12 protein-coding genes are annotated in these 17,976 nt (G+C 61.8%); all 12 read right to left on the reverse strand.

The features are described 5' to 3' along the window. Positions 1 to 153: 153 nt before the first annotated feature. On the reverse strand, positions 154 to 780 hold the full coding sequence (locus QFZ91_RS09660) for a GNAT family N-acetyltransferase (protein WP_429567101.1): 627 nt from the start codon (positions 778 to 780) through the stop codon (positions 154 to 156). Positions 781 to 880: 100 nt separating this feature from the next. After that, positions 881 to 1,432, reverse strand: coding sequence for a dTDP-4-dehydrorhamnose 3,5-epimerase (gene rfbC, locus QFZ91_RS09665; RefSeq protein ID WP_176368793.1), 552 nt, complete (start codon positions 1,430 to 1,432; stop codon positions 881 to 883). Positions 1,433 to 1,548: 116 nt separating this feature from the next. Continuing rightward, a complete protein-coding gene (locus tag QFZ91_RS09670; protein WP_176123405.1) occupies positions 1,549 to 2,541 on the reverse strand; it encodes a GlxA family transcriptional regulator in 993 nt (330 codons plus the stop codon). A gap of 793 nt (positions 2,542 to 3,334) precedes the next feature. Then, positions 3,335 to 9,283, reverse strand: a complete 5,949-nt coding sequence (gene uvrA / locus QFZ91_RS09675) for an excinuclease ABC subunit UvrA (RefSeq protein ID WP_429567102.1) — start codon at positions 9,281 to 9,283, stop codon at positions 3,335 to 3,337. A gap of 448 nt (positions 9,284 to 9,731) precedes the next feature. Next, positions 9,732 to 10,763: an anthranilate 1,2-dioxygenase electron transfer component AntC gene (antC, locus tag QFZ91_RS09680; protein ID WP_429567103.1), complete on the reverse strand. Its 1,032-nt coding sequence runs from the start codon at positions 10,761 to 10,763 to the stop codon at positions 9,732 to 9,734. Between the two features lie 13 nt (positions 10,764 to 10,776). After that, complete coding sequence (gene antB, locus QFZ91_RS09685) at positions 10,777 to 11,265, reverse strand: anthranilate 1,2-dioxygenase small subunit (protein WP_429504355.1); 489 nt, start codon at positions 11,263 to 11,265, stop codon at positions 10,777 to 10,779. Between the two features lie 4 nt (positions 11,266 to 11,269). Then, entirely contained in the window at positions 11,270 to 12,658 is a 1,389-nt protein-coding gene (gene antA / locus QFZ91_RS09690) for an anthranilate 1,2-dioxygenase large subunit (RefSeq protein ID WP_429568617.1), read from the reverse strand. 207 nt (positions 12,659 to 12,865) lie between these two features. Next, positions 12,866 to 13,834, reverse strand: a complete 969-nt coding sequence (locus QFZ91_RS09695) for a SphA family protein (protein WP_429567104.1) — start codon at positions 13,832 to 13,834, stop codon at positions 12,866 to 12,868. A gap of 27 nt (positions 13,835 to 13,861) precedes the next feature. Next, complete coding sequence (locus QFZ91_RS09700) at positions 13,862 to 14,398, reverse strand: flavin reductase family protein (protein WP_429567105.1); 537 nt, start codon at positions 14,396 to 14,398, stop codon at positions 13,862 to 13,864. Between the two features lie 27 nt (positions 14,399 to 14,425). Then, a complete protein-coding gene (locus QFZ91_RS09705) occupies positions 14,426 to 15,664 on the reverse strand; it encodes a styrene monooxygenase/indole monooxygenase family protein (protein WP_429567106.1) in 1,239 nt (412 codons plus the stop codon). Positions 15,665 to 15,747: 83 nt separating this feature from the next. Then, a complete protein-coding gene (locus QFZ91_RS09710; protein ID WP_429567107.1) occupies positions 15,748 to 16,536 on the reverse strand; it encodes an SDR family oxidoreductase in 789 nt (262 codons plus the stop codon). A gap of 29 nt (positions 16,537 to 16,565) precedes the next feature. Then, the gene (locus QFZ91_RS09715; RefSeq protein WP_429567108.1) at positions 16,566 to 17,807 is read right to left on the reverse strand and encodes a dienelactone hydrolase family protein; all 1,242 of its coding nucleotides are present in this window, start codon (positions 17,805 to 17,807) and stop codon (positions 16,566 to 16,568) included. Between the last annotated feature and the right edge of the window lie 169 nt (positions 17,808 to 17,976).

A 17,976-nucleotide genomic window follows, 5' to 3' on the forward strand; every position in this document is an offset into this window, starting at 1 on the left:
CCGTTGCCGCCGTTGCCGCCGTTGCAATACTTGCCGCAGCATATTGCAATAGTTGCCGAAGCATCGGGCGCTTCAACTCCGCTTTTCTTCCGCTTCTCTTGCGCTGCTGTTCCACTGCTTTCTCCGCATGCCGCGGACGTATGCGGCATTGCTTCAGGCCGCACGCGCGATCTGCGGCGTCGCATGCAGACGCCGCGACCAGTTCGCGAGCGTGCGCATCGCTACCGGCGGCTTGCTCAGAATCGCGCTGTCGTAGCACCTGTGCGCGAAGCGCATGAAGTCGACGATGCGAAACCCCTGCCCGCGATAGAACGCGATCTGCTGCGTGGCCGGTTGCGGGGTATCGAGTGCGAGTTGCGCATAGCCGCGTGTTGCGGCCCAGTGTTCGGCGAACGCGATCAGCAACGTGCCGATGCCTCGCCCCTGCCACGCGGGATCGACTGCGAACTGGCGCAAGCTCGCAACATCGTCGTGCCTGTATAGCTCGCATGATGCTTCGCCATCCGAAGCATAAAGCGTCATCGTGCCGACGATCTGTCCGTCGCATACCGCGACATGGCAATCGCCGCGCAGCACGCGCTCGCGGGTCGCTTCGATGGTCTGATCCACGCACGTGCAATTGAGCCCCTGCGCGCCGAGCGGCGCGAATGCGCGATGCAGCAGCGCCGTCAACGCAACGAACGAATCGCGCGACGCGTCGAAGCGCCTGAGTTCGACGTGGCCGGCACGACATGCATAGTGGACCGGAACGGATTGCGGACGGCTTGCGCGACGCTTCACGTTGAGCACCTCGTACTGACTGGATGCCCGAAGTGTAGGGTCGGCCCGTGAGCGTCTCAAGAAAAAATGTCGTAAAAAACTCTGGCCGATCACCTGTCGTTCACGACATGTTTTCGGCTTCGTACAGACGACGACCCGCCGCATCCTTGCTGCCGAGAATGGGTTGAAAGTCGATCGGCCACTCGATGCCGATGTCGGGATCGGACCACAGCAGGCAGCGTTCGAGTTCGGGAAACCAGTACTCGGTGGTCTTCCACACGCACTCGGCGACATCGGACAGCACGACGAAGCCGTGCGCGAAACCGGGCGGCACCCACATTTGCCGCTGGTTCCCTTCGCTCAGATACTCGCCGCTCCATTTGCCGAAGTTCGGTGAGTTCAGGCGTACGTCGACCGCGACGTCGAAGATTTCGCCGCGCACGACGCGCAGCAGCCGTCCCTGCGGACGCTGCACCTGGTAGTGCAAGCCGCGCAGCACGCCATGCACGGCGCGCAGATGGCGGTCCTGCACGAAGTTGAAACCTTGCGCGACGTCGTCCGAAAACTCGTCCGCGCTGAAACTCTCGAAGCAGAAGCCGAATTCGTCGATGAACACTTCCGGCTCGATGAGTTTCACCTCCGGCAATGCCGTCGCCATGACCCTGTTGCCCATCGCCACTGTGCTCGTAAGAAGGCTGGCCAGCGAACCTACGGCCGCTCTCGCGACCGCGTCCAACAGACGAGGCGCGCCCGCGGCGCGGGCGCGCTATCGCATGCTATTGATACATGCTACGCCTCAGTGGCCGCCCGGCTTCGGGCGCGATACTCGGTTGGCGACAAAGCCATGCGCTTGCGGAAGATTTTCGCGAGACGGTCCCCGTTGCCGGTGCCGCTGCGACGCGCGATCTTGTCGACCGGCAATTCGGTCTCGGTCAGGAAGTTGCACGCGATGCGCAGCCGCACCTGCAGCAGGTAGTCCGACGGCGTGACCTGCATCTCGTGCTTGAAACGGCGCAGGAAATTGCGCTCGCTCATTGCGGCGACCTGCGCGGCATCGGCGACCGAGACCGGACGGTCGCAGTTCGCCTCCATCCAGCGCGCGGCCGCGCGAATCTTTTCGGCGACGCTCAGCGTGCCGCCCTCGGCCGGCAGCGGCACCCACGTGGATGCCATGCCGGGCATCACGCGATCGGCGACGCTGCGTGCGAGCTCCGCGCCCAGGTCGCGCTTGATGAACATCAGCGCGCTGCGCGCGCAGTCGTGACGGTCGTTGGCCGCGCTGAACGCGCCTTCGCTCGCGCTCGCGCCCGGATAGCGGCTCATCAGGCCATCATGCTCGGTCGGGCCGGCCGCTTCGAGCACGAGGCGTCCCTCGCCGATCGTTTCTATCGCGCGGGTGCGCGATTGCACGGCGCGCAGCCAGTTCAGCAGGCGTTCGTCGCGTGCGGCCACGTGGGCGCCGTAGCCGCCCGCGATGAACAGCACGTCGAAACCGCCGCCAAAGCGCGTGTCGATGCGATCAGTCCAGATGCGCGCCGACGACGAGCTGGCAACATTGCCGCCTTCCATCGACAGAAACTGCACTTCGTAGGGCGGATCTTCGCCCGCGCGCGTTCCCGCGAACTCATTGGCGGTCTGGAACATTTCTACGACGGTACCGGGGCCGAGCAGCCAGAAGCCGTCGAACAGCAGAATGCCGATTCGCCGCGCTGCAGTACGGACGTTCAATGCAGGCGTGTGAAGCCACGTAATTCTCGTTGTATCAAGGTGCATGTGCGGCATGATCTTCCCCAAACGGGCATACGTTGTGGACCCCGATTTGCCCCGTCAACAGACGGAACGAGAGAATGCGTTATTACGGCGGGAAAACGGACTAACGCCGCATAAAGGATTAAGCGTGATGTTAGCGGAATGGATCGCTATAGTAAATTTGAAAAGAATATTTCATCACGAATATCCATGTCTGAGGAAAAGCGGTTATTGAGCGATTGATATGAGCGCCCGGCGGGGCCGGCAACTATGCAAGGTTGATCGCACAGGATGAGGATATCTTACCGCAAAGCCTTGGTGGACGGCACTCTCGCCCGTTCGGGCAAAGTTGCCGATAATGCGAAGCGAAGTGGACCCACCTTACCGAGTACGTTTCTTGCCGGATCAAAAATGTTTCAATTGTGAACTGCTTATCGTCCTGATTATGTCCGCGCAATTCGGTAGTTTATTCGCAAAGCGTAAAGTTATTCCCCGCGCCATTAGGCATATCGGCGGCATTCGTGCTGGGCCGAAAATTAATATCGATATGCTGATTTATCGGGGGTTCTAAAAACGTTTCTATTTTGAAACATCGTCGGCCGCTTTCGTATGAATTAATCGCCCGGATGCATCGCGTTCGGCGAATCCCTGCCGCTTGGATGCAGTGCAGCAATCAGGTGTGGCGCAGACGCGACGAAGCGCCGGCCGTTGCAACCTGCAAGGTTGCAACGGCACATCTGACAAGCGCGTGGAATGCGAGCAAACAGTGTGTTGGGGACCGCAAATCGCGGCCCGCAACGGCCGCGCCGCTGCTTGTCAGGTTGCCTCAGCCATTCGTCCCTTCGCCGGCCAGCGCCGCCGTGGCGGCCGTGCGCGCGAGCACCGGCCGCAAAGCCGCGCCGGTGTGACTCGCGGCCACACGCGACAGGCTTTCCGGATCGGTTGCCGCGACGATCGTACCGCCGCCCACGCCGCCCTCCGGACCGAGGTCGATGATCCAGTCCGCCTCGGCGATCACGTCGAGATCGTGCTCGATGACGACGACGCTATGCCCGCCATCCACGAGCCGATGCAGCACGCGAATCAGCTTCGCGACGTCCGCCATATGCAGGCCGACCGTCGGCTCGTCGAGCACGTATAGCGTGTGCGGCGGCTTCTGGCCGCGCCGGGTGAGATCGTCGCGCACCTTGCTCAGCTCGGTGACGAGCTTGATGCGCTGCGCCTCGCCGCCCGACAACGTAGGGGATGGCTGGCCGAGCGTCAGATAGCCGAGCCCGACGTCCTTCATCAGTTGCAGCGGATGCCCGATGTTCGTGATCGACGCGAAGAACTCGACCGCTTCGTCGATTTCCATCGTCAACACGTCGCCAATATTCTTGCCGCGCCACGTGACCGCGAGCGTCTCCGGATTGAAGCGCTGACCGTGACAGACATCGCACGGCACTTTCACGTCGGGCAGGAAACTCATGCCGATCGTGCGCACGCCTTGGCCCTCGCACGCGGGGCAGCGGCCTTCACCAGTATTGAACGAGAAACGCGACGCGGTATAGCCGCGCGCGCGTGCCTCCAGCGTGCCCGCGAACAGCTTGCGAATCGCATCCCACACGCCGATGTAGGTGGCGGGACACGAACGCGGCGTCTTGCCGATCGGCGTCTGATCGACTTCCAGCACACGGTCGATGCTTTCCCAGCCGGTGACCGAATCGCAGCCCTGCCACGTGTGCGTGACGTTCAGCGGCGCGCGCGGCGCCGAGCGCACGAGCACGCTCGAGCGCCGGTTCGCGGCCGGTTTCTGTTCGGCCGCCGCACGCGCGCGGCGGGTGGCCGGCGACGACAGCACCGAGCGCCCGACCGCGTCGAGCAGATTGGTCATCAGCACGTCGCGCGCGAGCGTCGATTTACCCGAGCCGCTGACGCCCGTCACCGCGACGAGCCGCGCGAGCGGAATGCCGACCGTTACGTCACGCAGGTTGTGCAACTTGCCGCCGTGCACGGTCAGCCAGTTCTCCGGCACCGCGGCTGCACGCTTGCCCGGCGCGACGACCTCGCGACGCGACTGCAGCGGATGCACGATCGGCTGCGCGAGAAAGCGCCCGGTCAGCGAATCGGCCTGCGCGGACAGGTCCGCGACGCTGCCCTGCGCGATCAGCGTGCCGCCGCGTTTGCCTGCGCCCGGCCCGATATCGATGATGTGATCGGCGCGCCGGATCGTATCTTCGTCATGCTCGACGACGACGAGCGTATTGCCCTTGTCGCCGAGCTTGCGCAGCGCGTTCAGCAGGATCTGGTTGTCGCGCGGATGCAGGCCGATGGTCGGCTCGTCGAGCACGTAGCACACGCCCTGCAGATTGCTGCCGAGTTGCGCGGCAAGCCGGATGCGCTGCGCTTCGCCGCCCGACAAACTCGGCGCCGCGCGATCGAGGCTCAGATAACCGAGCCCGACTTCTTCGAGGAACTGCAGCCGGCTGCCAATTTCGCTGACCACGTCGCGCGCGATTTCGGCATCGCGGCCCGTCATCTGCAGCGTATCGATCCATGCGCGGGTGTCGGACACGGTCCATTGCGCGACATCGACGATCGCCTGCGAGTCGAACGTCACGGCACGCGCGACCGGATTCAGACGCGTGCCCGCGCAATCCGGACATGGCTCGTCGACGAGCCCTTCCGGTTCCTGCTCCTCCGATGGCAAGCTCTGTTCACGGCCGCGATTGTCGTCGACGACGATCGTGTCGTCATACGCGGCGCGCTGCTCGCGCGTGAGCGACAGCCCCGTGCCGACGCAACTCGTACACCAGCCATGCTTGCTGTTGTACGAGAACATGCGCGGGTCGAGCTCGGGATAGCTCGTGCCGCACACCGGACACGCGCGCTTCGTCGATAACACCTTCACGTCGCCGAGCTTCGCGGTGGACTCGCCGCCGTTGATCGCGTCGTGCAGGCCGTCGAGCGGCGCGAGCAGATGCATGATGCCTTTGCCGATGTCGAGCGTCTGATCGAGCGCTTCGCGCAGCACCGCTTCATGATCGGCCGAGATGACGAGATCAGCGACCGGCAGCTCGATCGTGTGCTCACGGAACCGGTCGAGCTTCGGCCACGGATCGACCGGCACGAACTCGCCGTCCACCCGCAGATGCGTATTGCCGCGCGCTTTCGCCCATTTCGCGAGGTCGGTATAGACGCCCTTGCGGTTCACGACGAGCGGCGCGAGGAAGCCGACATGCTGGCCCTTGTGATCCCGCAGCAACTGCGCGGCAATCGATTCGGCGCTTTGCGACGTGACCGGCGTGCCGTCGTGAATGCAGTGCTGCAAGCCGAGCTTCACGTACAACAGACGCAGGAAGTGCCACACCTCCGAGGTGGTCGCGACGGTACTCTTGCGGCCGCCGCGCGACAGCCGCTGCTCGATCGCGACGGTCGGCGGAATGCCGTACACCGCGTCGACTTCGGGGCGCCCGGCCGGCTGCACGATCGAGCGCGCGTACGCATTCAACGATTCGAGGTAGCGCCGCTGACCTTCGTGGAACAGGATGTCGAACGCGAGCGTCGATTTGCCCGAGCCCGACACGCCGGTAATCACATTGAACTTGCCGTGCGGAATATCGACGTCGAGCGCCTTCAGGTTGTGCTCGCGCGCGTTGACGATGCGCACCACGTCCTCGCCTTCGATCGCGCGACGCGCGCGGGCCGCGCTCAGTGCCTTCTGCAGCGGGATGCCTTGCGGCTCCGCTTCGGCTGCGACGCCCATCGCGCGGTCGTATTGCAGCAACGCCTCGCCGGTATGCGACTCGGCACACGCTTTCACTTCGTCCGGCGTGCCCGCGCACAACACGCGGCCGCCGCCGTCGCCGCCTTCGGGACCGAGGTCGATGATCCAGTCGGCCGCGCGGACCACGTCGAGGTTGTGCTCAATCACGATCAGCGAATGACCGCTCGCGAGCAGCTTGCCGAACGCCTGCATCAGCTTCGCGATGTCGTCGAAATGCAGGCCCGTGGTCGGCTCGTCGAACATGAAAAGACGCTTCGCGACCGCCTGCTTCGCGCCACGCGTGCTGCGCGCCTGCGCCGATTCCGCGAGAAAGCCCGCGAGCTTGAGCCGCTGCGCCTCGCCGCCAGACAGCGTCGGCACCGGCTGGCCGAGCTTCACGTATTCGAGCCCGACGTCGACGATCGGCTGCAGCACGCGCAATACTTCGGCATCCTTTGCGAAATACGCGGCAGCCTCGCTGACGGTCAGCTCGAGCACGTCGGCAATACTCATCGAGCGCGCGGCCTCGCCTCGCTCGATCTTCACCTCGAGGATTTCCGCGCGATAACGACGCCCGTCGCAATCGGGGCAGCGCAGGTACACGTCGGACAGGAACTGCATTTCGATGTGCTCGAAGCCCGAGCCGCCGCAGGTCGGACAGCGGCCGTCGCCCGAGTTGAAGCTGAACATGCCGGGGCCGTAGCCGCGCTGCTGCGCGAGCGGCGCCTTCGCGAACAGCTTGCGGATTTCGTCGAACGCGCCGACGTAGCTGGCCGGATTCGAGCGCGCGGTCTTGCCGATCGGCGACTGATCGACGAACACGACGTCGGTGACCTGGTCGGCGCCCTGAAGCGACTTGAACGCGCCCGGCGCTTCGGTGGCAAGGCCGAAGTGGCGCGCCATCGCCGGATACAGCACGTCCTGCAGCAGCGTCGATTTGCCGGAACCGGACACGCCGGTCACGCAGACGAGCCGCTGCAATGGAATTTCGACCGTGACGTCACGCAGATTGTGCTCGTTCGCGCCTTCGAGCACGATGCGCGGCGTGCTTGAATCGACCGTGCGACGCGACCAGTGCGCGGCATCCGCGACATGGCGCCGGCCGCCGAGGTATTCACCGGTCAGCGTGCCGGTCGAGCGGATCGCGTCGGGCGCGCCGTCGAAAATGATCGAACCGCCGCGCTCGCCAGGCCCCGGACCCATGTCGATGAGCCGGTCCGCCGCGAGCATCACCGACGGATCGTGCTCGACCACGACCAGCGTATTGCCCGCGTCGCGCAGCCGGTGCATTGCCTCGACGATGCGGTTCAGGTCGCGCGGATGCAGGCCGATGCTCGGTTCGTCGAGCACGAACAGCGTCTTGGTCAGCGACGTGCCGAGCGCGGTGGTCAGGTTGATACGCTGCACCTCGCCGCCCGACAGCGTGCGGCTTTGCCGATCGAGCGTCAGATAGCCGAGGCCGACGTCGCAGAGATACTTGAGGCGCGTGCGCACTTCGGCGAGCAGCAGCTTCAGCGCGTCGTCGAGCAACGCGCTCGGCAGCGTGATGTCGTCGAAGAAGCGGCGGATGCGCTCGATCGGCATCAGCATCAGATCGTGCACGGTCAAACCCGGCAACGCTTCGAGCTGTGCGCGCGACCACTGCACGCCGCGCGGCATGAAGCGGTGCTCGGGCGCGAGCACGTCGTTCGCGTTCGCTTTGCTGCCGAGGCGCCACAGCAGCGATTCGGTTTTCAGACGCGCGCCGCCGCAGGTTTCGCATGGCGTATAGCTGCGGTACTTCGACAGCAGCACGCGGATATGCATCTTGTACGCCTTCGATTCGAGATAGTCGAAGAAGCGTTTGACGCCGTACCAATGCGTCTGCCACTTGCCGTTCCAGTCCGGCGAGCCGTTGATGACCCAGTTGCGCTCGCGCTCGCTGAGCTCGCCCCACGGCGTGTCCCGGCGGATATCGGCTTTCGCCGCATAGCGCATCAGATCGTCCTGGCACTCCTTCCACGCGGGCGTCTGCATCGGCTTGACCGCACCTTCGCGCAGCGTCTTGCGCGCGTCTGGAATTACCAGACCGAGGTCGACGCCGATCACGCGGCCGAAGCCGCGGCAGGCATCGCACGCGCCATAGGCCGAGTTGAACGAGAACAGCGCGGGCTGCGGGTCGGCATAGCGCAGATCGCTTTCGGGGCTGTGCAGTCCGGTGGAGAAACGCCAGATGCGCGGCTCGGCGGCTTCGGCATGCGGTTCGTCCGAGGTAGCCGGCAGCACGTAGATATTGACGCGCCCGCCGCCGCGCTTCAGCGATGCCTCGATCGCCTCGATCGCGCGTGCTTTGTCGACCGAGCGCAGCCGGAAGCGGTCGGCGACGACGTCGAGCAGCTTGCGCTTGCCGGTGGGCGAATCGACTTCGCGCTGCGCCTGCACGCGCGTATAGCCGCTCGCCGACAGCCACTGCTCGACCTCCTGCTCGGACGCCGACTCCGGCAGCTCGACCGGAAACGTGACGACGAGCCGCGGCTCCTCCTGCGCAGTGCGCTCGAGCAGTTCCGCGTAGATCGTCTCCGGCGTGTCGTGCCGCACCGGGTGCGCGGTCTGGCGGTCGAACAGCTCGGCCGCGCGCGCGTACAGCAGCTTCAGATGGTCGTTGAGCTCGGTCATCGTGCCGACCGTGGAGCGCGAGCTGCGCACCGGGTTGGTCTGGTCGATCGCGATGGCGGGCGGTACGCCGTCGACGCGGTCGACCTGCGGCCGATCCATCCGGTCGAGGAACTGGCGCGCGTACGCACTGAAGGTTTCGACGTAGCGGCGCTGGCCTTCCGCATACAGCGTGTCGAACACGAGGCTCGACTTGCCCGAGCCCGATGGCCCGGTGACGACCGTCATTTCTCCGGTGCGCACGTCGAGGTCGACGTTTTTCAGGTTGTGCTGGCGGGCGCCGCGAATGCGGATCGTGCCCTGGGTCTTGTTGCTGCTCGGCTTGCCGCCTTGGGGGGTGTCAGCGAGGGTGTCAGGGGTTGCGTCGTTGGAGGACAATTTTTCCGACCGTCTGAAGGAGTGGTTCACCTCTCACGGCCGGCTCTCGCGACCGCGCAAGTTCGGTGCAGCCGGAACGGCGCGACGAGCGCCCGGAAGCCTGGCTGTAGGTGGATACTATACTGTATGTTTATACAGTTTTCCATGACAGGTGAAGGTGCGCTTCGCGCGTGGTGCCTGGGGACGGAATTCGTGGGACTCGAGCGGATTTTCGAGGCTGGACGAACCGCATTAGAGAGACTGCCGGGATTTGCGTCCCGGCGGATCTGCGGCGGGGGCAAGTATCTCGTCAAGGCACACTGGGAAGATGCTGGTCCGCGACAGCCAACCCGGTGAGGCGTTGGCCGAACGCACGGCTCGGATGCGGGATCGACGCAAACCGACCCTGAACGGTCGGCCCGACGCTGTTCCAAAGGCAGGTATCAGATCGGAGGGGTCATTCCGTACGTCACTCAAGGCCCCCGGTGCTTGCAAACTTTTCGAAATGCAGCTGAAAATCTTGAAGGCCTGAAGTCGCCAACCACTTCCTGATCGCTTCAACCATCGGGGGCGGACCGCATACGTACATGTCGAAAGGTCGCGCGGCTAGTGCCTTCACGTCGAAATGATCCGGAATGTATCCCGTCTTCCCGCTCCAATCGGGCGAGGAATTCACGACCACGGGCACGTACGAGAATCCCTCGATACGATCAACATACCCTTTCAACCGTTCATACTCGCACAGATCGCCGACGTTGTTCACCCCGTAATACAGCGTGACGGGTTGACCGCAACCGCCACGCGAAGCCATCTCATCCAGCATGCCGAGGAACGCCGAGAGGCCCGTTCCGCCCGCGACCATCACAAGCGGTCGCTCGACGTGTCGCAGGTAGAAAGTCCCAAATGGCGCTTCGAAGTCGATTGACTGACCGGGCGTACAGCGTTCGCGCAGGTAATTGCTCATGATGCCGTCAGGCAGCAGTCGGATCAGAAACTGCAACTGATTGTCATAACTTGGCTGATTCGCGAACGAATAGGAACGCCATGCGTCCGTCTCCGGAACGAGGAGGCGAGCATACTGACCGGGCAGAAAGTCCAGACGTCTGCGCACGCCACTCGCGTCGAGATGCAGAATTGCCGTAGAGCCGGATACTTTCTCCATACGGGTGACGGTCGCCGTCATGCGAGCTGTATCCTCGCTACGGCATAACGTCGAGTCAAAGTCAAAGAAGAACGACGCATCCGATCTGACTCTGGTCTGGCACGACAGCATTTTGCGTTGCGCAAGATCCTCGGCAGAGAGCGCTTCATCGTCCACGTAGTCCTGCTCATATTCGCCCGATTCACAGCGCCCCTTGCAAGTGCTACAGACGCCTTCGCGGCAGTCGAATGGAATCTTCACGCCATTGCGCAATGCCGCGTCCAGCAAGATCTCGTTTGCGCCGGCATCGAAGAACAATGTCTTACCATCGGCAAAACTGAAGGCTACCTTGTGACTCATCTCAATGCCCTCGTTAAAGATGGTAAAAGTCGAGGACCGCGTTGATGCGGTCATTGAGCAATAGGGTGTGTTTGCGCACGATCTTCCAGCTATCGCCGTCGGCACGCAGCTGGTAAGTCCCATGGCCGAAAAAGTGCTCCGACACGCCATGGCGCGTGTAAAACGTCGCCCAGTTGACCTTTGCTTCCGTCAACCCGTCCGGCCCGCCAGTAACACGTACATTGGTGATTTGATGGAGGGTACGCGGTAACGGTGTCGACGCGGCAGATTTGCCGGTGCGCAGTCGAAAAACACGATCTTCCAGCCCGGAGCGGTTCGAATAATAGATCAGTGATAGACCGCGCCGGGGATCTGTCGTGTACTCGAATTCAGAGTCCCACTGCGGCACATGGAATTCGCATTGCTCGTCAAAAAGGGCGAGGTAAGCATCCCAGTCCCGCGCATCGCAAAGTTCGGACTTGCGATAAAAGAATTGTTCGATCGAATGCTGCAACGGGTTCATGATCTCAGATCTCCTTAATGCTCAATGACTTCTGCCGCAACCCTTTCAGCAATAGCGCCTGCCATGCGCCGTGCTGGTTCACATACAAACCTTCATGCGTGAACTCGGAACCTGTTAATGCGGGTGAGATGCCCAACAACGTGCTGTTAGGTGTTGCCTGTTCGATCCATTTGTGATGGCCCCGCGAAATGTCGCTCCAGGGCTCAAGGCGCGCCTGGAAGCCCCGCTGAGCTTCACGGAACTCCACGAGATCGTCCGGTGTGCCCATGCCGGACACGTTGAAAAAATCCTCGAACTGTCGGATGCGGCTCTCACGGTCGCTGTCCGATTCGCCCTTCACGCCGATGCACTGGCTGATCACCTCGGTCTTGTTCCACGCGATCGGACGCACGATGCGCAACTGCGAGCTGATCTGGTCCATGAAGAAAAGACTCGGATACACGTTCAGGTTGCGAAGCCGATGCATTATCCATTCAGCGCGCTGCTGGCCGTACTCCTGAACGAGGCGCGGCATCACACTCGCATAGCCGGGTCGCACTTGCGGATTCGGCATGTCACTGAATAGCACTGAGTGCCCGTTGCGGAACGAGAACCAGCCGTCATCGGTATCCGCGTCGCCAGCACCGAGCTTGCTGTAGTCGAGCGTGCCGTTGGCCGCCGCACCCTTTTGCACATTCGATTCGTGTCGATGCTTGACCGTCGCCACATAGTTGTAGTGGACTGTACTTACGTGATAGCCGTCGAGGCCATTCTCGTTTTGCAGTTTCCAGTTACCGTCGTATGTATAGGTCGACCTGCCTGGAAGCACCTCAAGTTCACCGGTGGGCGACTGCGCCACCATCATGTCGAGAAAGACGCGCGTATCGCCAAGGTAGTCTTCGAGCGAATCTGTGGCTGCCACATCAAGGCTAACGAACACGAAGCCCTTATAGCTTGCAACGCGTGCCTTCTTCAGGCCGCGCGCGCCTTTGTCAAAATCTTCGCAATATTCCGACGGCGCTTTCACCTTGACGAGCCGCCCGTCACTCTTGTAGCACCATGCATGGAATGGGCATGTGAAGGTCGACTGGTTGCCCTTGCTCATGCGCGTGAGCGTGGCGCCGCGGTGCTGACAGGCATTGACCATCGCATGGAGCGCACCACTGCCGTCCCGGCTCACGATCAGCGGCTGGCGGCCCGCCTGCATCGTGACGAAATCATGCGGCTGCGGAATCTCGCTCTCGTGACACGCGTAAATCCATGCCTTTTCGAATATCAGTTCCATCTCCAGCGCGAACAGCTCAGGCTCCGTGAACATTTCGCGGGCGATCCGGTACACGCCCTCTGCCGGACGAAAGTCCAGACAGCCGCTCACAAACTCCTTCCATTCAGCCACGTTTCTTGCTGTATCCATCATCGTCCTCTCATGTCTGCTGCCGGCTGACGGTGCAAGGCGCGCACCGCATGCTTTCCGTCGGCGTTTGTAACACTGCGTCGCTTCACATAGTGCTGGGTAACGGCATCCTTCTTAATTCAGGCGCTCGCCAATGCAATCCGAACCTGGAACCATCACCGTACTTTTCGTAACCAAAGAAAATGCAGGGTGCTTTGTGATACATCTCTAATTGAAATGATGCACATACCGTAGGACGACCCTCGTCCCCTGGGGGCGATTTCTGGCGTCCCGCTCGAAGTAACTGTTAAAGAACACATGGTCCTGCTGCGAAAAGCTGTACATCGCTCCTGGCCCGATCGCCCAGACTGCTTCTCGAGTACCCGGCACGTCCACGCCATTCACCTTCATTTCGGTGATCTGCCGTAGCCAGTATCCGTTCAGTCCAATCCGAAGACCTGGGCGAACTTCGTACTCGGTGGCGATGTTTACATGAACGGCCTGGCCCGCCTGAGATGACGTGACATCGGGTGCGAGCACCGTCGCTGGTTCGTGGTTCGTCGCGTTCCACAGGTAATGCAGACGCCATGAAACGGTCCATTTCGGTGTCAGCCAGACGGTCGCCGCCCAATACGGGTTGAACGACCAGAAGTGGCTGCCTGGATTGATCGCCTTGCGCGGATCGTATGCCCCCGTCGGCACGATGAACTGGAACTCAACGCGCTGCGCGAAACGTGGACCGTTGGCGCCCATCACGGGATCGAACTGGATGAACGGTCCAATCAGCAAATCACCGATACCGTTCTGTGCGCTCAGCGCCGCATTGCCCAGGCCATCATCCACTTGCGCCGATCCGATCCACGGCAGCATCAGATTGAGACCCGGATGCGCTGTCGCAAATGTTAGAGGCGACTGGTATGTGAGCTGCGTGATGCCCGCAAAGATATCGATATCCTGCTTCGGCAGCGGCACGCGGTTTCCCGCGTTGTCGTTGATCCGTCCCGCTGTGTAGTACTCGAAGTACTGCTGCGCATACCAACCCGATCCCGCAGGCGGCAAGCCGTCCAGAAAACTTGTCGCGCCCAGATTGACAGCCGGCAGATCGTTAGCGGATGCCGGCAAAGTGAGACACGATACCGCCACTGACACGAGCCATGGCAAGAGTCGAACACTGTTGATTCTCATTGGCAGCACCATCTATCAGATTTTCACGGTCGTAAAGCATCAAATGTGCGCATGCGGATGCGGCGAAACAACCCGATAAGCGCCTGCATGAAAGACGAGAGGTGCTCTGCCGAACGACTCGTACTCCTCCACACCGCCAATGAAGATGAGGTGATCGCCACCGTCGTATTGACCGACGTTTCGACAAACGAAGTGGGCAGCACTACCGTGGATAAGCGGAACGCCCCCGGTGCCATCGACGCAAGGCACGCCTGCGAACTTGTCGGCAGACGCCGTTGAAAAAGTACGCGACAGATGCTGCTGATCGTCGGCCAGCATGTTGATGGCGAAATGCGTAGTCGCAACAAAATCTGCCATGCTCGGTGACGGCTTCGCGAGGCTCCACAAAATCAACGGAGGGTCCATCGACAGCGAAGAAAATGAATTCGCCGTCAGCCCTATTCTTCGGCCATCTGTCGTGCGTGTCGTGATGACCGTGACGCCTGTCGGAAACTGGCCGAGTGCGGAGCGGAAATGCTTCGAATCGAACCGGCGCCCGCCCGGCGCGAGCGCATCGAGATTGAGGTGAGCGGTCATGTATGTTCTCCTGCGGGACGTTCGTGCTCAGGCGGCAGCCCTGGTCTTTTCGCGGATGAAAGCATTGCATGCAGCCGGATCGAACCACCACGGCGAAAACGTTCGCGGATCGTCGAAACCATTGACGATCGCGGCCGCAAGCGCCTGCGAATCGCCAGCAGCGCGAAGCAGTTCGAGGATGTGGGGCGGCGGCGGCGTCAGCATCGAATTGGTCCACCTGACTACGTGTTGCGCGTAGTCCCAGTAACGGTCGAACGTCTGCTGCATCCAGTCCTCGGAGAAGGGAGCCGTTTCTCTTGCGAGGATTGCGTTCAGGTACACCTTGCTGCATTTCGCTGCGCCGTTCGAACCTTGCCCGGTGATAGGGTCATTGACCACCACCGCATCGGCCATACCAAAGATGGTCCGCCCCGATGGCAGCCGGAAGAACGGTTTGCGCACGGTGGGTGCAAAACGACCAGAGAGAACACCGTTGGGATCCGTCAACTGCACATGCGCGCAACGATCTGCTTCCCAGGGAACGTATCGGCGGACAATGTCGAGACTCTTTTGCAGATGCTGCGCCGGTGTTTTTACGTCGCCCCAGCAATCCAGCGGTCCGCCGGGAATGCCTTCGAAGACCATGATTTCGCAGGGCCCCGTCACCGTCAGGGCCGGGAACACAAAGTACTCCCCTATTCCGGGCAACAGGTTGAAGCGCACCCGTGAATAGGGTGTCGACGCCGTCATGCCCGTCACATAGGTCAGGGCCAGGACGCGCTGCGGCTGACTGAATGCGCTACGCACCGGGTCGCGTCCGAGCAGATTGACTACTTCGCCCTTGCCTGCCGCAAGCAGCACAAGATCGTGGCTCGCGCTCAACTGTTCTAGTTCCGGAACCCCGACATCGACAATGCGCACATCGGCTCCTCGCCGCTCGACTTGTTCGAGCCATGCCGCCATCTTGATCCGTTGATCGACGGCCTGAGCATAGCGATGCAGACGCGCCGACCAGTCGATGATCTTTTCGCCGGCCACTTCCTGATGTGGGACAGCGACACTGATTCCCTCGATGGAAGGACACGCTTCTTCCCACCCGTTAAGACCGAGATCGCGCTCGGTTTGCAGGGATTCATTGAACATGCACTGGCTGGACATGACCTTGCCGGTGCGAATCTGCTCTGCGCTGCGATTGGTGGCGAGCGTGATCCGATAACCCTGATCGAGCAAGGCCAAAGCCAGTTGCAGGCCAGCCTGTCCCGCTCCAACGATTGCAATGTTTCTCATGGACGATGTCTCCTGAATAGGTTGTTGTCTGGATAAAGCGCATGGGCTTCGCTGCGTATCCGCTCGCAAACCCACGCGAGGTGTCATTCCGCAAGCCTGGGGATCGCGGGTAGGTTCTGCTCCGGTCCCATCGTCGAGTAGCCGCCGTCGACCGCGTAGTCCGCACCCGTCACGAAGCTGGCCGCATCGCTGCACAGGAACGCGACGACCCGGGCGACCTCTTCTGGATTGCCGAGCCGCCCCAGAAGATGAAACGACGCAGCGACGCTATCGGCTTTCGCGCGATTGCCGTGTGTGAGTTCATGCATCACGCGAGACCACGTCCAGCCCGGAGACACGGAATTCACCCGGATGTTGTCGACGGCGAGATCCATCGCCATGCTGCGGGTCAAATGCCTGAGCGCGGCCTTCGATGTCGGATAAAGCCACCGCCCCGTTTGTGCGCACTGGGCCGAAATCGAACTGAAATTCACGATCACGCCGCCGCCCTGTCGCTTCATGTGCGGATAGGCCGCTTTCGCAAGCATCACGGCGGAAATCACGTTGACGTCCATGGCGCCGAGCCAGTCGTTGCGGCTCGCAGTAAAGCCGTTATCCACGTAACTGCATGCGAGGTTCACAAGAATGTCGACCGCACCGAAACTGTCGACCGTTCTGGCAATCGCGTGATCGATGGCCTTGTCGTCGGTGATATCGGTCCGGACGAAAATGGCGCTTTCGCCAAGCGCGCGTGATGCGCGCTGACCGTTTTCCTCATCGATGTCCAGAACAGCAACCCTCGCGCCGGCGTCGGCCAGATCCTTCGCGACGGCCGCGCCAATGAGCGTAGCGCCGCCGGTGACGATCGCCACCTTGCCTGTCAGTGATGTCATGGTGTTCTCCGTGGATTCGTCGGCGTGGTTCACCGTTCTGCGCTGTCGTCGCGCAGCCAGCGGTTCATCAGCGTGTTCGATGGGAGGGTTTCGTCGAGCAGTTTGTGAGCCGTCTCGGCCCCCGCGACCGGCAAGCCTTCCGGCTCGAGCAGACCGATCTGCACCAGCACACTCGCCTGGTCCCAGTAAATGTGTTCGTGATAGAGCTTGTCGCCGCGAAATTTCACAATCGCGACGAGGGGAATCTCGACACGCTTTCCAGTCGGTGCAACGCCTGGCAGCATCCAGTCGATTTCCGTCGTGTGGGTAAAGCAGAACAGCAGTTCATCGACGATCTGCGTTGCGCCAACCGTGCGCGACACTGGGGTGATCGTCGTATCGGGCGGATTGTTATGGACGAAGTGATGGCGATAAAAGCGCTTGAGTTCGCTGTACCCGACACCGCCCGTCATCGTGGGAATGTGATTGACGTAGGGCTCTGGCACCATCGTGCGCATGGTTGCGTCCACGTCGCGCGTGGTGAATTCATGAGAGAGATGCGCCTCCCAGAGCGAAGACAGATCGTAGGTCGGACCGATCTCCCGCCTGAACGCCGCAACCGAGCGTTGATGCGCCATCGTCGCAGCAGCCTTGTCCCAGTGCTCGCCGCGTGTTCGGGCAAACGCGTGATCGACGCCGGGATAGGTGTAAATCTCGACGCACTCCCGCGTGGACAAAGCCGCCTTAATCTGCTGCTGGGCTTCGGCAGGGCAGAAGCGGTCCTGTTCGGCGATCTGAAGCACCAGGCGTCCATGCAGGTTCTCGGCTTCCCCAAGAGCCGTTTCGATACCGACACCGTAGTAGCTGACGGCACAAGCGACGCGCGGCAGGCGGCACGCAGCGAGATAAGCAAGCTTGCCACCCAGACAAAAACCAAGCACACCGATTTGACCGACGCATTCAGGAATCGAACCGAGCGCACTTATAGCAGCATCGATGTCTTCGACGCCCTTGTCGTGGTCGAAGGCGCGATACAGTGCGAAAGCACGTTCGGCGTCCTCGGCCGAATAACCCAGTTCAATGCCCGGCTCGGTGCGCCAGAACAGGTCGGGAGCAAGGACGGTATATCCTTCTTCGGCGTAGTAGTCCGCCACTTCGCGCATCGTCCCGTTGACGCCGAAGATCTCGTGGCAAAGCACGATGCCGGGACCTTTCCCGTTCGCCGGCGTTGCCAGGTAGCCGCGAAAAGTGGCGCCGCCCGCGCATGGAATTTCGATGTATCGACCTTTCATTTGAGCCTCGACATAGGGTGGTTTGTGAATCAAGTATTGGCGGCCAATACTGGGTGCACTATCCGTTGCCTGCGACGGGTATCCACGAAATGCAGAATTTGTCGTTGATGCCGCTGGTCCGTGTGCAAGTCACAGCCAGGGGGCCATCGCAGGTCTTTGCGTCTCAGGC

The organism is Paraburkholderia sp. JPY419 (assembly GCF_050435705.1).
Taxonomy (GTDB): domain Bacteria; phylum Pseudomonadota; class Gammaproteobacteria; order Burkholderiales; family Burkholderiaceae; genus Paraburkholderia; species Paraburkholderia youngii.